Origin of the sequence: Corallococcus carmarthensis, from assembly GCF_003611695.1 — a bacterium.
GTDB lineage: Bacteria > Myxococcota > Myxococcia > Myxococcales > Myxococcaceae > Corallococcus > Corallococcus carmarthensis.
Map to the genome: position 1 here is coordinate 1 of NZ_RAWE01000110.1, position 14,713 is coordinate 14,713.

10 protein-coding genes are annotated in these 14,713 nt (G+C 69.8%); 6 read left to right on the forward strand and 4 right to left on the reverse strand.

Annotated elements, in window-relative coordinates:
* Positions 1–354: 354 nt before the first annotated feature.
* Both D7X32_RS25970 and D7X32_RS47615 read right to left on the reverse strand, forming a co-directional pair.
* A complete protein-coding gene (locus D7X32_RS25970) occupies positions 355–2,397 on the reverse strand; it encodes an endo-1,3-alpha-glucanase family glycosylhydrolase (protein ID WP_158625763.1) in 2,043 nt (680 codons plus the stop codon).
* A gap of 31 nt (positions 2,398–2,428) precedes the next feature.
* Positions 2,429–2,560: a hypothetical protein gene (locus D7X32_RS47615; protein ID WP_279635615.1), complete on the reverse strand. Its 132-nt coding sequence runs from the start codon at positions 2,558–2,560 to the stop codon at positions 2,429–2,431.
* A 141-nt stretch (positions 2,561–2,701) separates the two neighbouring features.
* On the opposite strand from D7X32_RS47615, the gene D7X32_RS25975 reads away from it, so the two are divergent.
* Positions 2,702–4,120, forward strand: a complete 1,419-nt coding sequence (locus tag D7X32_RS25975; RefSeq protein WP_147450263.1) for a hypothetical protein — start codon at positions 2,702–2,704, stop codon at positions 4,118–4,120.
* A gap of 49 nt (positions 4,121–4,169) precedes the next feature.
* Here D7X32_RS25975 and D7X32_RS25980 read toward each other — a convergent pair whose 3' ends face one another.
* Entirely contained in the window at positions 4,170–5,648 is a 1,479-nt protein-coding gene (locus D7X32_RS25980) for an FAD-dependent monooxygenase (protein ID WP_120605263.1), read from the reverse strand.
* Positions 5,649–5,855: 207 nt separating this feature from the next.
* On the opposite strand from D7X32_RS25980, the gene D7X32_RS25985 reads away from it, so the two are divergent.
* The 5 genes from D7X32_RS25985 to cydC all read left to right on the forward strand — a co-directional run bounded on the left by D7X32_RS25985 (position 5,856) and on the right by cydC (position 13,681).
* Positions 5,856–7,439, forward strand: a complete 1,584-nt coding sequence (locus D7X32_RS25985; protein WP_120605264.1) for an S-layer protein — start codon at positions 5,856–5,858, stop codon at positions 7,437–7,439.
* A 356-nt stretch (positions 7,440–7,795) separates the two neighbouring features.
* Positions 7,796–9,247, forward strand: a complete 1,452-nt coding sequence (locus D7X32_RS25990; RefSeq protein WP_120605265.1) for a cytochrome ubiquinol oxidase subunit I — start codon at positions 7,796–7,798, stop codon at positions 9,245–9,247.
* 36 nt (positions 9,248–9,283) lie between these two features.
* Positions 9,284–10,291, forward strand: a complete 1,008-nt coding sequence (gene cydB, locus D7X32_RS25995; RefSeq protein WP_120605266.1) for a cytochrome d ubiquinol oxidase subunit II — start codon at positions 9,284–9,286, stop codon at positions 10,289–10,291.
* Positions 10,292–10,298: 7 nt separating this feature from the next.
* Positions 10,299–11,984: a thiol reductant ABC exporter subunit CydD gene (cydD, locus tag D7X32_RS26000; RefSeq protein WP_120605267.1), complete on the forward strand. Its 1,686-nt coding sequence runs from the start codon at positions 10,299–10,301 to the stop codon at positions 11,982–11,984.
* Complete coding sequence (gene cydC / locus D7X32_RS26005) at positions 11,981–13,681, forward strand: thiol reductant ABC exporter subunit CydC (protein WP_120605268.1); 1,701 nt, start codon at positions 11,981–11,983, stop codon at positions 13,679–13,681. Before cydD ends, cydC begins: the two co-directional genes overlap by 4 nt.
* Here cydC and D7X32_RS26010 read toward each other — a convergent pair.
* Positions 13,654–14,553 carry a class I SAM-dependent methyltransferase gene (locus tag D7X32_RS26010; RefSeq protein ID WP_208752541.1) on the reverse strand — a complete coding sequence of 300 codons (900 nt, stop codon included), beginning with the start codon at positions 14,551–14,553 and terminating at the stop codon, positions 13,654–13,656. The genes cydC and D7X32_RS26010 overlap by 28 nt on opposite strands.
* Positions 14,554–14,713: the final 160 nt, after the last annotated feature.

Below are 14,713 nucleotides of genomic sequence, written 5' to 3' on the forward strand. Positions count from 1 at the left end.
CCCCCCACCCATCCCAGGAGGCCGTGCCCCACGAATGCGCCCACACCCGCGCCCGCCAGGACCGACAGCACCCGAAACAAGTCGAAGACGGTGAACACCCGCTACCTCCTTCGCACGAAGGCCCGTGCCGGAATGGCACACCCCCGGACCCGCCAGGATGACAACCTGACGGGCCGGTGGCTCGATTCAAGGGGCCTTGCTCTGCGCCGGTGCAGGAGCTGTCGCCTTCTCCAGCAAGTATCCGGCCAGGGTACCGCCGCCGAAGTTCAGGCCCGGCTCGGAGGCGGTGGGCCCCATCTCCTGTCTGGGATGGAGCCTCTTCCCAACGACAGGCCCGGCGCCCCTCGAGCGTCTTCAGCGCTTCAGCCACATCGGCTCGCCGGGGCACAGCCGGCAGCGGGCCTCACCGTTGGCACAGGAGGCCGCGCAGGACGGGAGCGCAGCGCGGGCCGAGCTTCCGGCGCGGTACAGCAGGTCCTGGTACGCGATGGAGCCCACGATGGGGTGCATGCCCTGGAGCTGCACCACGGTGGCCCCCGAGCGCTTCAGCCGGAAGGCCGGCGTCCCCACCGCCAACGCCGTCCTGATGACCTGCACGCCACCCGCCGTCTTGTCCTCGCCGTAGGTCGTCGTGCCCTGCGTGATTTCGAGCCGGCCCGCCGACGTGAGGAAGCCCACCAGTTCCACGTCATTCGTCGCCGGGCACCCTGCCCTGCACACCGCGAGGTTCGCTGACGTCTGGGTCGTGGGCACGAGGGACTGACTGTGGATGCGGTGGCTGTAATACAGCACGTCGCGCTCGAGGGCCGGCCGCGTGCCCGTCTTGAACCACTGGATGTAATACGCGGTCATGTCGTACGCGGGCCACTGCTTGCCCGTCGACGGCCGGATGTTGTGGTGCTCGTGCTGGTCGTTCCAGGTGATGATCTGGACTTCGTCCAGGCCGTCGGCAATCACGTTCTCCCAGATGGAGCGGAGCGTCTGTGAGTTGCGCGCCTCCCAGAAGGCCTTGTCCTTGGGCCGGTAGTCCTGGCTGCTCATCGGGTGGATCCACGACTTCCCGTACCCGGCCGCCTTCGTCTTCAGGCTCCCGGAGTACCCCGCCGCCGTCACCGGGACGGCCGTCCCCCACCCCGCGTAGGCGTCCCCCACGTTCCTGTACTCCTCGAAGAGCGCCGTGCTCCCCGTGCCAAGGAAGACGGGCACCAGGTACAGGCTCATGCCCAGCTCCGTCGACGCGCGCTGCTTCACGGTGGCGTAGAACGGCGCCGTCCGGCCCTGCGCGGGAGGATTGAACAGGCCGACGACATACTTCCCATCCGGCCGCCGCAGGAGCGCCGCCTGGCTCTTCAGCTGGCCCAGGATGCGAATCATCAGGTCCTGGTCCCCCGCCTGGCTCCCCGTTCCCAGAATCGTCATGTCGAAGTTGGGGACGATGTCGAAGCCGCCGGCCTGCGAGGCCGCGTCCACGATCGTCTTCGCCCGCGTCCACACCGCGCCGTTGTTCACGTCGCTGTCGGTCCACAGGTTCAGATAGAAGCCGTCGATGCCAATCCTCGCCGCGAGCTCGATTTCGTCCTTCGCGTCGCGAAGCCGCCAGTCCGTCTCCGCGCGGGGCAGTCTCGGGAGCGGCCGCTCCCGCATCATGCCGCCGTAGGCCGCGTGGCTTCCGCCCTCGCCATTCACTGCGATGTAGTTGCGCTCGTAGTAGTCGTTGGACGTCGGGTTGGCGTTGTCCAACGACACGGGGTAGTAGTGCCAGTGCGCATACACCCGCTTCGCCGACGTCCGGAGCGTGGCGCGTGGCACCGCGGTGAACGGCCACTCACACGGGCCACAGTCCGGCCCGCAGTCGACTCCCGTCTCGGTGCCGTTGCGCACCCGGTCCGAGCAGGTCGCGGCGGGCGTCACGCTCAGCGGGACGCTGTATGGGTTGTCGCTCTCGTTGGTCTCCGCCGGCAGGCGGTTGATGTCATCCACATGCGCGAGGAGCGTGTGGGCCCCCGCCGTGTCCGGCGCGGTCCACACCTTCGTCCCCGCGGGGCCGGAGTTGGCGGTGAGCGTGACGCTGGCCCCCGGCGGGAGGGAGCTCGTGTGCGTGTCCGACCACGACACCTGCGTGCCGTCCACCCAGAATGAGAGGCCATGGATGATGCCCGCGGGCGTCGCGACGTTCCCCGCGTTCTTGATGGTTGCGCTGAAGGTGACGGCACCGCGCGGGGCCACCGTGGTCGGGCTCACGCCCATGACGACGAGGTTGTAGCCGTCCACGAGCGCCTCCTGCCGCGAGGCCAGGGGCTCCTGGAGCGCATCCCCGCCACACCCCATCCACGCGGCCAGCAAACCCAGGGACAGGACCTTCCATGCGCTCTTCGAATTGTGAATCGCCGTTTGCATCCAGAGGCTCCGTTCAGAATCCCGCCTCCTCCTATCGCACCAGCACGAGCTGGATGGCGCGTTCCACGGGCGGGCCGGCTGCATTGTCGCGGTGGAACTGAAAGGGTTGCTTCGGGAACAGCAGGGGTTGCGCGGCGTGCACCAGGAACGGCTTTTTCGTCACCCGCCCTCCTGCCAATGCTCTCAAGACAATCTTGGGAGTCGTGGGCGAAGCGGCTATCGCGAGCGGGCTCAGCTCCGGCCTCGGGAAAGATGTCAGAGGGTTCGAGTATCAATGCCTGACAACACGATGAAAGGAGAACCCATGGCACCTCCCGTTCTCACTGACGACAAATCACAGGCGCCCAAGGTGATGCTGGCCGGGTGGGATTGGTCCGAGGCCTCCCCACCGTGGGCTTACGCATCCGCGAGCGCGTGGGAGTCCAAGCTCCCCGCAGGCGTGCCGGTGGTGCCGCTGAGCACCGTGGCGGGTGACTTCTATACGAAGCTGCAAGCCACGGTGAACGCAGCCTCCGGACGGGTCATCGTGCGGCTACCGGCGGGCGTTTTCACTCTCAATCAGTTCCGCGCGGTCGGCTCCAGCGGCAACCCCACGTATGCGTTCGGGTTCTTCTTCCCGAAACTCGCGGGGTTCGTCGGGGCTGGGCCAGACCAGTCGATCATCGAGATGGCGGCAGGGTCGGTGAGTCAGGCGCAGTTGTCGCATATGTCCACCATGACCCAAGCGTCCTTCATCCAGTTGCTGATGGGCATGTGCAGACTCGACACCCAGTACTCGAACGCACCGGCACCCATCTACCTGGGTGGCGTCGGCTTCGAGGCCGCGCCACAGCCGCTCCTCACGGCGATCAGCAGCGACATCACGGGCGGAGTGTACGTCCCGCAGCCGGCACCCCATCTGGGCGTGGTGATCTACTCGGATTCGAGTCGCCGTCACCCCGACTCCAGGGTGACGCACTGCCGGTTCCGGGGTGCGGGCAAGGCGATGACCAGTCAGCCTCCGTTCGAGCTGAGCAACATCACCAGCCAGCGGAACCACGTCACCTACGAGCACACGGAGTTCGACGGGCGCATGAGTCCCCGCTACGACGCGGCACGCCCCCGCAAGTGCGGGGTGTTCATGGCGAACGGCGGGGTCACCCAGCACGTCACCGACTGCTGGATGCATCACTGCAACGTGTCCCGGTACGCCGCGAACGACGAATCGGTCGCGTCCGCCACGGCCCTGTCGAACCACTACCGGCTCGAGCGGTTGAAGATCGAGCAGATCACCAACAACCAGAACCGGCAGCCCCCGCTCAACGGTGGCAACTCCCTGGGAGGGTACACGAACGCATCGTGCATCGGGTTCGAGTCATCGAACGCGCTGATCGAGATCGTCGACTGCATCGCGTCCGTGGACAACAACCTCATCGCGGGGCAGGTGCCCTGTCACATCCAGTTGACCAACACGGGCGCTGCGCGTGCCGGGGGGCGGCTGTACGTGCGCGGCGGTGAGTTCCGTCACACGGCGTTCACCCAGTTGAATGGGTTCGTGACGTTCCGCATCCAGCCCTCCTCGAACTGGTGGACGGACGGTTTCAACACCACCCTCGACGTGCGCGACGGCGCTGACAAACGGCTGCTCCCGCATCAGGTGACGGGGACATGGCCCCCCACGGCCGCGGCGCTCGCCTCCGCGGGGGTCACCCCGGCAACCCACTTCCTGATCCGAAGCACTTAGCAGGGAGCCCGGAACTTACAGCGCAGTCCGCTGAGGCAACCGAAACGCCCTACGCCGCACGCGGCGGCGCGAACCACCGGGTCAGGGCCTCACGCAGGCCCTGGTCCGTGCCCTCCCCGACCCACGCGACGTGTCCGTCCGGTCGAATCAGCACCGCGACGGGCGCGGTGACAGCGCCGAGCACCGGGAGCTCCCACGCCCCCGTGTAGCGAGCAGCGACCCTCCGAACCCGGTCCGCCCAGGGCGTGACGTCGAGAGTGCCGGGCTCGCCCAGGTCGAGCAGCACCGGCCGCGCGTCGTGCAACAGGTGGAACACGCGCCGCGGGCCGTCGGCGGTGACCAGGTCGAGGTCCGGCATGCGGCGCCCGAGCAGCGGGTGTCCGTTGCCCAGGTCGTAGTGGACGTCCAGCCCCGACATCATCGCCGCGTACTGCTTGCGGGGGCCGTCCATCCGCAGCAACTCCGACAGCGTCTCGCGCACGGCGTCCATCCGCGCGTCACCGCGGCTGAGCGCGGTCTGCGCCATCGTCTTGCGCAGCGCACGGGCCGCGACGGGGTGGCGCTCGGCCTGGTACGTGTCGAGCAGGGTCTCCGGCGAGACGCCGCGCACGACCTGGGCCAGCTTCCACCCCAGGTTCACGGCATCCTGTACGCCGAGGTTGAGTCCCTGTCCGCCCATTGGCGAGTGCACGTGGGCCGCGTCGCCGGCCAGGAGCACCCGCCGGTCCCGGTAGGACGCCGCCTGCCGCGTCATGTCGCTGAACCGCGAGAGGTACGTGGCGCCGCGCAGGCCGTAGTCCGTCCCGTAGAGCGCGACGAGCCCCTCGCGCAGCCCCTCGAGGGTCGGCGCGTCGCCCGTGCCGACCTGCTCCTCTCTCAGCACGACGCCCACGCGTCCGTCCTCCAGCGGGCCCATGGCGTAGGTGCCCTTCTCGTCCCGGCGGATGCCGAACGCTGGCGCTCCGGTCATCTCGACCTCGGCGATGAGGTAGCTGACCGACGCGTCCCACCCCGGGAACCCGATGCCTGCCGCCTTGCGGACGAGGCTGCGACCCCCGTCGCACCCGACGAGGTACTCCGCCCGCAACACACGGCCGTCGGACAGCTCGACGTTGACGCCGGTGTCGTCCTGCGCGAAGCCCGTCACCTCGCACCCACGGTAGATGGGCACCGCCAGCTCGCTCACCCACTCCGCCAGGATGCGCTCGAAGTGCTCCTGCAAGAGCGCGAGCCCATGGTTGTGACGCGTCGGGAAGTCGCTGAGGTCCAGAAGCACCTGCCCGAACGAGACGTTCTGGACCGCTTTCCCTTGCGAGACGAAGCGCTCGACGACCCCGCGCTGATCGAGCACCTCCAGGCTGCGCGCGTGCAGGCCGCGCGAGCGTGAGCCGGCGACCTCCTGACTGGCGCGCCGCTCGACGATGGCCACGTCCACCTGCGCCAATGTCAGCTCCGCCGCCAGCATCAGCCCGGTCGGTCCCCCTCCAGCAATCACCACCGCGTGCTGCGTCATCACGTCCGCATGCATCACTCGGCCCTCCCGCTCCTGGTTCGAAACGGGCGATGGTGGAGCACGACCGGGGGGGCTTGCGGCAACACCCGGGGTCTGGCATTTGCTAGCAGTGGAAAGAACGGAGAGGGTTGCCGTGGCTCCTCCAGCGGCCCGTCGCGGACCCGCTCGCCGACTTTCCGCATAGTCTCTGGGGAGCATTGCCTCGCGGCCCCCGGAGAGAAGATGCGAGCATCCCAAGCGCTGTGTCTGATTGCAGGTCTGGCGGTCACCCCCCTGGCCTCGGCCGCGACGTCCTACGCGGTGGGCTATTCCACGTACCTGGGGGGCTCGAGCTGGGAGCACGCCCGCGACGTCGTGACCGATGCCCAGGGCTTCACGTACGTGGTCGGCGGGACGGGCTCCGGCAACTTCACCGGCGCCAGCCTCTTCCCCGCCCCCAACGTCTACAACGCGGGGCAGCCGAACAGCGCCGCGGATGGGAGCTTCGGCGGGTGTGATGTCTTCATCACCAAGCTGACGCCCGGTGGCCAGGTGCTGTGGACGAAGTACATGGGCGGGCCGAACTACGACCGCGCCTATGCCGTGGAGGTCGACGCGGCGGGCAACGTCTACATCGCCGGACGCGCGGGAAAGGGCTTCCCCGTCAACGGCTTCCAGACGACGTTCTCCGGGACGGCGAACCCGTCCAACTACGGCAACCAGAACGGCTTCGTCGCGAAGCTGGACGGCAACGGCACCCTGCTGTGGTCGACCTATGTCGGCACGGGCGAGCTGGTGCGGGACCTCGCGCTGGATTCGGCGGGAGACATCTACATCCCGCTGGTGATGTCCAACCTCTCGAGCCGGACGGCGTTCAGCACGCCCGCGCTCGCCGCGTTCAACGGCAAGTTCACCGGCCGCTACAAGCCGACGCCCCCCACGACGAACACGGGCGACGTGGGCGTCGCGAAGTTGAAGGGTGACGGTTCGGGCGTGGTGTGGGCGACGTGGCTGGGCGGCGCGGGCAACGAGGGGACGAATCCCTCCATCCGGGTGGACGCCAACGGGCAGTCCCATCTGCTGTTCGTCACGGCGAGCACCAGCCCCAGCCTGCCGACCGCGGGCTCGGCGTCCCAGACGAACAATGGCGGCGGCAACGACAGCTACCTCGCCAAGCTCAGCGCCGACGGCGCGACCCTCATCTACGGCACGTACGTGGGCGGCACGGGCGGCGAGGGCCACGAGACGCACAGCCTCGCGCTGGATGCCCAGGGCCAGGCGGTCATCGCCATCCAGACCGGCTCGACGAACTTTCCGATCTCCACCGGCACGGTGGGCGCCGCGCCCGGCGCGGTTCGCGGGGCGAATGACGTCGCCATCGTCCGGTTCGATCTCAATGGCGCGCGGATGCGCAGCACCGTCATCGGCGCTTCGGGCGGCGAGAACCCCGACGGCATCTACGTCGCCCCGGACGGGCGGATCGTCGTCGCCGGCGAGACCACCTCCAGCGACTTTCCCGTCACCCCCAACGCGCTCAAGACCGCCTACACCGCGGGCGACGCACACGATGGGTTCTTCTTCGTGCTGTCAGAGGACATGTCGACGGTGGACTACGCCACCTACTTTGGCGGGACCCAGTACGACAACGGGCGGACCGCGTTCCTGGGCCCGGATGGGTCCGTCTACGTGGCGGGAGGAACGCTGAGCAGCGCGGCCCAGGGCTTCCCGCTGGTCAACGCGTACGACAGCAGCTACGGCGGCGGCAGCCACCCCTACGCGCCCGGCAGCGGCGACGCGTGGGTGGCCCGGTTCACGCCCGTCCCCTGAAGTTCCAGGGGCGTGACCGCTACGCGATCCGGTCGCGCAGGAACCCCCGGGCGAAGTCGTCGCTCAGGAGTTCGCCGTCGAACGCCTCCATCCCCGCCATCCTCCCGAAGGTCTTCTGGAGGATGGACTGGGGATCCATGCCGACCCCAACCCCAGGTGGTGGGGCGACGCGCGGCGCTCCCCCAGGAGCAAGAGGGGCGGGGTGTGTTGGCGGACACTCCAGCTCCCGGCGCTCACCTGGGACGGAACGCAGAAACTGCGCGGGTCCACGTGGCGCGCCGCAGCCTTTGCGCGGTCTCGAGGGGGCACCAGGGGCATCGTGCACGGCGGGAGGATTGCAATGGCGACCCTCCGTCATGTCCAGCCTAGAGCTTGCGCGGTGGCAGTTCGGAATCACCACGGTCTACCACTTCATCTTCGTCCCCCTCACCATCGGGCTCGCCCCGCTCGTCGCGCTGTTACAGACGCTCTGGGTGGTGACCCGCAAGCCGGGGTGGCTCCGGCTGACGCGGCTCTTCGGCAAGCTCTTCCTGGTCAACTTCGCGCTCGGCGTGGTGACGGGCATCGTCCAGGAATTCCAGTTTGGAATGAACTGGAGCGAGTACGCGCGCTTCGTCGGGGACGTGTTTGGCGCTCCGCTCGCGATGGAAGCGCTGGCGGCCTTCTTCATCGAATCCACCTTCCTCGGTCTCTGGATTTTCGGCTGGAAGCAGCTGCCGCGCGCGCTGCACCTGGCCTCCATCTGGCTGGTGGCGTTCGCCGTGAACCTTTCGGCCTATTTCATCCTCGCGGCCAACTCCTTCATGCAGCACCCCGTCGGGGCGCGTTTCAATCCCGCGACCGGGCGCGCGGAGATGACGGACATCCTGGCGGTGTTGACCAACAACACGGTGCTCGTGGCCTTCCCCCACACGGTGACCTCCGCCTTCCTGGTCGCGGGCACCTTCGTGGCAGGCATCTGCGGCTGGCTGATGGTGCGCTCCAGCCAGTCGGGTGAAGCGGCAGCGGCGCAGACCTTTCGCAGCGGGCTTCGGCTCGGTCTCGTCACCCTCATCGTCTCCGGCATTGGCGTGGCGGTGAGCGGGGATGCCCAGGCGAAGCTGATGTTCCAGCAGCAGCCCATGAAGATGGCCGCGGCCGAAGCGCTCTGCGACGGACGCGCCGGGGCGCCCTTCTCACTGCTCGCGCTGGGAGACCTGAACAACGACTGCCGGGGCGTGCGCCACCTGCTGGAGCTTCCCGGCCTCACCTCCTACCTCGCGCGCGCTGATTTCCAGGCACCGCTCGAGGGCGTCAATGACGTCCAGAAGCGCTACGAGGAGCGCTACGGGGCGGGTCCGGACTACGCGCCCAACCTTGCCGTCACCTACTGGTCCTTCCGCCTGATGATCGGCCTGGGCCTGGGAAGCGCGGCGCTGGCGCTGGCCGGGTTCTGGCTCACGCGGGGAGGCGTGGCGAGCAACTCGGAGCGGCTTGCCCGGCTCAGCCTGGCGGCGCTGCCCACTCCGTTCCTCGCGTGTTCCTTTGGCTGGATCTTCACCGAGATGGGACGGCAGCCCTGGCTGGTGGCGCCCAATCCCACCGGGGTGGACGCGCTCCGCTTGTTGACGGCCAGCGGCGTGTCCACCGCCGTTTCGCCCGCCATGGTCTGGACGACGTTGATTGGCTTCACCTGCGTCTACGGAGCGCTGGCGGCGGTCTGGTTCTACCTGATGCGGCACTTCGTCCGTGCGAGCTTGAAACATCCGGCGGCCCTGGCGGGCGAGGACAGCCACCCTGAAACCGCGCCGCTCTCGTTTGGCTACTGAAGCTCCAGGCCTTCTTCCCTGGCACCGATAACAATCATGGAACTGAATACACTCTGGTTCTGTCTCATCGCGGTCCTCTGGACGGGCTACCTCGTGCTCGAAGGTTTTGATTTCGGCGTGGGGATGTGGCTCTCCATCCTGGGAAAGACCGCGTCGGAGCGCCGCGCGGTGCTGCGCACGATTGGCCCGGTCTGGGATGGCAATGAGGTGTGGCTGCTCACCGCCGGGGGCGCGACGTTCGCGGCCTTCCCGGAGTGGTACGCGACGCTCTTCTCCGGCTTCTACCTGCCGCTCTTCCTGATTCTCGTCGCGTTGATCGTTCGCGGCGTCGGGCTCGAGTTCCGGTCCAAGCTGGAGGGCCCCCGGTGGCAGCGCCGCTGGGAACAGGCGATCCAGGTGGGGTCGTGGATCCCCGCGCTGCTCTGGGGCGTCGCCTTCGCGAACATCGTGCGCGGGGTTCCCCTGGATGCCAATCATCAATTCACCGGGACGTTCCTCGGCCTGCTCTCCCCCTTCGCGCTGCTTGGCGGCCTTGCCACCACCCTGCTCTTCCTCAGCCACGGCGCGGTCTTCGTCGCGCTGAAGACCCAGGGCACGCTGCGGACACGGGCGCTCGGCTGGGCGAAGAGGATGGCGCTGCCCACGCTCGGTGTCAGCGGGGCCTTCGGACTGTGGACCCAGGTGCGGTACTCGGTGGCCTGGACGTGGCCGGTGCTGGGGTTCGTGGCGCTGGCGCTGGGGGCGGCGGCGCTGAGCGTCTGGCGAGAGCGGGAGGGCCAGGCCTTCACCTTCAACTGTCTGGCCATCGCGGGCGTGGTCGTGCTGCTCTTCGGCTCGCTCTTCCCGGACGTGATGCCGGCGCTCGATCCGGCGCACTCGCTCACCGTCCAGAACGCTTCGAGCACCGCCTACACGCTGCGGATCATGACCTACGTCGCCGTCGCGCTGGTGCCGTTCGTGCTGGCCTACCAGGGCTGGACCTACTGGGTCTTCCGCCAGCGCGTCACCGTCGACGAGCTCACCCCGACGCTGGGAGAGGGCTGACCCTCCCATGAAGCCGCTCGACCCGAAGCTCCTGCGGCACGCGAGTGCCGCGCGGCGCTACATGCTGCTCACCGCGGGGCTGGGGCTCGGGATGGTCGCGCTCACGGTCCTGCAAGCGCGGGGGCTGGCGCGGCTGCTGGGGCATGCACGCGAGGCGGCCGGAGGACATGGGAGAGCCCTTCTCTGGCTCGGCGGCGTGTGGCTTTTGCGCGCGGCGCTGGCGGGGCTCCAGGAATGGACGGGGAAGCGGAGCGCGCACCGGGTGATCGCGCAGCTGCGAGCAGGCCTGCTCGCGCGGCTGGCCTCCGGCCCGGAGCGGGAGCGCGCTTCGGCTGGCGGGGTGGCGCAGGTGGAGCTCGCGACCCGTGGACTGGACGCGCTGCAGCCCTATCTTGAAGGCTACGTGCCGCAGCTGCTGCTCACGGCGCTCGCGACGCCGGCCCTGCTCGTCTGCGTGTGGCGCGCGGATCCAGTCTCCGCGGCCTTGATGGCGGGCTCGCTGCCGCTGATCCCTCTCTTCATGGTCCTGGTGGGCCGCTTCACGCGCGAAGCCACGGCGCGGCAGCTTGCGAGCATGCAGCAGCTGAGCGCGCGGGTGGTGGACCTCATCACCGGGCTCGCCACGCTCCGGGCGCTCGGCCGGCATCGCGGCGTCGCGGCCCAGGTCCTGCGGCTGAGTGAGGCGCACGCGCGGACCACGCTCCAGGCGCTGCGGCGCGCCTTCCTCTCCAGCTTCGTGCTGGAGCTGATCACCACGCTCTCCATCGCCAGTGTGGCGGTGGGGATTGGCCTGCGGCTGCTCGACGGGGCGATGCCGCTGGAGACGGGCCTCTTCGTGCTGCTGCTCGCGCCAGAGGTCTATGCGCCGCTGCGCCAGGTGGGCGCGCTCTTCCACGCGTCCGCGGAGGGCGCCGAGGCGGCTGCGCAGGCCATCGCGCGGCTCGAAGCCCCCGAGCCCGTACGCGGCACGCTCGCCGCGCCACCCCTCACCTGTGGGACCCTCGAGCTGCGGGAGGTCTCGGTCGCCACGCGCGACGCCGGGCGCTGCGCACCGGAGGGGCTCTCGTTCGTGCTGCCGTTGGGGCAGGGACGCATCCTCGGGTTGCGGGGAGAGAGCGGCGCGGGCAAGAGCACGGCCGTGGCGGCGGTGCTCGGGCTCCTCCCGCCCACGCGCGGTGGCATCTTCCTGCGGCCCGAAGGCGCGGCGGCGCTTCCGCTCGGGTCGCTCGACCTGACGACGTACTGGGCCCAGCTCGCGTGGCTGCCCCAGCGGCTGCATCTGGAGCCGGGCACGGTGCGCGAGAGCGTCTGTCGAGGGCGCGCGATCCCGGCCTCCGCCCTGTCGGCCGCCGCGGAGGCCACCGGCTTCGATGCCGTCGTCGCGCGGCTGCCCGAAGGCTGGGACACGAAGTTGGGGCGGGACGGTCAGGGCCTCTCGCTCGGGCAGAGGCAGCGGCTCGCGCTCACCCGGGTCCTCGCGGGTGACGAGCGGCTGCTGCTCCTCGACGAGCCCACGGCGCATCTGGATGAGGGCTCCGAGCAGCGCGTCCTCGAAGCGCTGAAGCGGCGCGCCCGGCGGGGAACGACCCTCCTCCTGGTCAGCCACCGCGCGCGGACGCTGGAGATCGCGGACGAAGTCCTCACGCTCCCCGCGCACGCCGCTTCCCCGGCCCCCCTCGCGGAGGCCGCATGAGCCGCCATCCCTTGCGCCAGGTGCTGCCGGGGCTCGGGCTCCGTCCCCGCACGGTGGGCTTCGCGGTCGCGCTCGGGACGGCCGCGCTCTTCGCGTCGACGGCGCTGGGCGCGTTGTCCGCGTGGCTGATCGCGCGCGCGGCCGAGATGCCGCCCGTGCTCGACCTCACGCTCGCCATCGTCGGCGTGCGGGCCCTGGGACTCTCTCGCGCGGGCCTCCGCTACGCCCACCGGCTGGTCGCGCACGAGCTGGCCTTTCGTGGCGTGGCGCGGCTGAGGGCCAGGCTCGTGGACGCGCTCGCGCGGGGGCCGCTCACCCGGGTCCTCGGCCTCAAACGCGGAGACCTCGTCGCGAGGCTCGGCGGTGACGTGGATGCGGTGGGCGAGGCGGTCATCCGCGCGCTCGTGCCCATGGCCATCGCGGCCGGTGTCGGCATCGGCAGCGTCGCCCTGCTCGCCTTCTTCCTCCCGGCGGCGGCATGGGCCCTCGCCGTGAGCCTGGCCGTCGCGGGGGGCGTGGCGCCCTGGATGAGCGCGCGTGCGCTGGCCCTCTTGGAGCAGGCGTCGTCGGCCACCCGGTCGCATCAGCTGGCCACCGCGCTGGAGCTGCTCGAAGGCGCGGCGGAGTGGAAGGTTTCAGGACAAGCGCCGGTCTTGCTTGGAGCCCTGCGCGAGGACGACCTCTGGCTGGAGCGCCTCTCCGCGCGGGCCGCTCGCTGGACCGCCGCCGCGACCTTCCTGATGCACGGCGCGTGGAGCGTGAGCGTGGGGGCGGCGCTCGTCCTGGGCTTCGCGGCGCTGGGACGCGGAGCGCTTTCCCGGGTGGAGCTCTGTGTCGTCGTGCTCGTGCCGCTCGGTGCGTTCGAGGCGCTCCAGTCAATGCCCGCGGCGCTGACCCAGCTGCTGCGTTCCACCGAGGCGGCCCGGCGGCTGCTTCCCTTCCTTGATGCGCCCGAGGCGGCGACCCCGGCCGCCGCGCTCCCAGCCCCCGCGCCGGCAGCCCCCCTGCGCGCGGAGGGGCTCGCGTGCGGCTGGCCGGATTCGAGCGCCGCGGTCTCGGGCATCGACCTCACCGTGCGGCGAGGGATGTCGCTCGCCCTCACCGGGCCCAGTGGAAGCGGGAAGACGACGCTGCTGCTCAGCCTCGCGGGGCACCTGCCTCCGAAGGCGGGAGCGGTGAAGCTCGGCGACGTGTCGCTCGCGGACGTGAGCGAGCAACGCCGGGTCGAGCTGCTGCATTACTCGGCCGAGGATGCGCACCTCTTCGACACCACCCTGCGGGAGAACCTCCGGGTCGTGCGTGCGACGCTCACCGACGACGAGGCCGTCGCGGCGCTGCACAAGGCGGGCCTGGGTGAATGGTACGCGCGGCAGCCGCAGGGGCTCGACACGCCTCTCGGCCGCGGGGGCGAGGCCCTCTCGGGAGGCGAGAGACGGCGCGTCCTCCTCGCGCGTGCCTGGCTCTCAGAGGCCCACTGGATCCTGCTCGATGAGCCCACCGAGCATCTCGATTCGCGCACCGCCGCGCGCGTGATGCGAGACCTCGATGGGATGAAGGCGCATGGGCGCGGCCTGGTGGTCGTCACGCATGACGCGGACGTGGCGCGCATGCTGGACAGCGTCCACTTGCTTGACGCAGCCGACGGTGCCGGCCGCGCGGGGACAGCTGTTCAATGGGGTGGCGCTGAGGGGCTGTGAGTCCTGCCGTAGATGACGCACATGCTGCCCAGGGGCTGGAGCACGGGCACCGACAGCACGGCCCGGTCGATGAGCCCCAGCAGGTCCGAGAGCAACCGCCTGGGCCGCGGCGACCGCTCGTAGTTCCGCTGGACGAGGACGTAGCGATCCAACCGGGACAGCATGCTGAACCACCGCATCCGCAGTCCTGGGAGGTGGGCGCGAAGCAGCGCCAGCTCGGGTGCCTCCAGCGGCCGCTCATCCGGCGTGGCATCCGTGTGGATGGGCAGGTTCATGCGCAGCCGCCGCAGCCATGGCGAGAGGCACACCGGTTCGGAGAACACGAAGAGCGCGCCAGGCTTCGCCCACCCCGTCAGCTTCTCCATCACCGTGTCCAGCTCGGGAATCAGGTGGTGCAGCACGCCGTCACCCCAGATGACGTCGAAGGAGCCGGGAGGCAGTTCGACGGTGTCCAGGGGTGCGCAGGTGAAGCGGGTGCGCTGCGCCACCCCGTCCAGCTCCGCTCGGCGCTGGCAGAGCGCGATGGACCCGGGCGAGACGTCGATCCCCAGCACTTCGGCGCCAAACCGCGCCATCAGGACCGCGTTCGAGCCCTCACCGCAGCCCACGTCAAGGACCCGCCTGCCGCGCAGGTCTCCCAGGAGCTGGAAGCGCCGTTCCTTGTTGTACCAGGGACGCCGCGGACGGGCGTACCGCGCCACCGTCAGCGGATCCGTCGGACGGAGGTCCTTTGCGAGCTTCTCCGCGATCCTGTCGAAGAAGCGCGCCTCGGAGCTCCAGCGCGCGGAGGGCGTGGACGCGAGCGTGCTCCTTGAAATGGCCGCCCGCGGCGCTCCCGGATTCCCCCATCCCATCCCGTCCATTTCGTCCATCACCTTCCCCTTGCGCCTGGCACGGCCTGGCGACAACAGGCAATGAGTGGGAGCTGATGACAGACATGGGTAGCGCAGTGGCAGCGGGGCAGAGGCTCCATTGCTCCGCCGCGCCACGAGGGAGGCTCCGTCCGCAAGGACGAAGGCTTCCCGGTCTGGC

Excerpts from the sequence above, each read along its gene's own strand:
- cydC (WP_120605268.1), top strand. The coding sequence starts at position 11,981 with ATGAGCCGCCATCCCTTGCGCCAGGTGCTGCCGGGGCTCGGGCTCCGT.
- cydB (WP_120605266.1), top strand. The coding sequence starts at position 9,284 with ATGGAACTGAATACACTCTGGTTCTGTCTCATCGCGGTCCTCTGGACG.
- D7X32_RS25990 (WP_120605265.1), top strand. The coding sequence starts at position 7,796 with ATGTCCAGCCTAGAGCTTGCGCGGTGGCAGTTCGGAATCACCACGGTC.
- D7X32_RS25970 (WP_158625763.1), bottom strand. The coding sequence starts at position 2,397 with ATGCAAACGGCGATTCACAATTCGAAGAGCGCATGGAAGGTCCTGTCC.
- D7X32_RS26010 (WP_208752541.1), bottom strand. The coding sequence starts at position 14,553 with ATGGACGAAATGGACGGGATGGGATGGGGGAATCCGGGAGCGCCGCGG.
- D7X32_RS25985 (WP_120605264.1), top strand. The coding sequence starts at position 5,856 with ATGCGAGCATCCCAAGCGCTGTGTCTGATTGCAGGTCTGGCGGTCACC.
- D7X32_RS25975 (WP_147450263.1), top strand. The coding sequence starts at position 2,702 with ATGGCACCTCCCGTTCTCACTGACGACAAATCACAGGCGCCCAAGGTG.
- D7X32_RS25980 (WP_120605263.1), bottom strand. The coding sequence starts at position 5,648 with ATGCATGCGGACGTGATGACGCAGCACGCGGTGGTGATTGCTGGAGGG.
- cydD (WP_120605267.1), top strand. The coding sequence starts at position 10,299 with ATGAAGCCGCTCGACCCGAAGCTCCTGCGGCACGCGAGTGCCGCGCGG.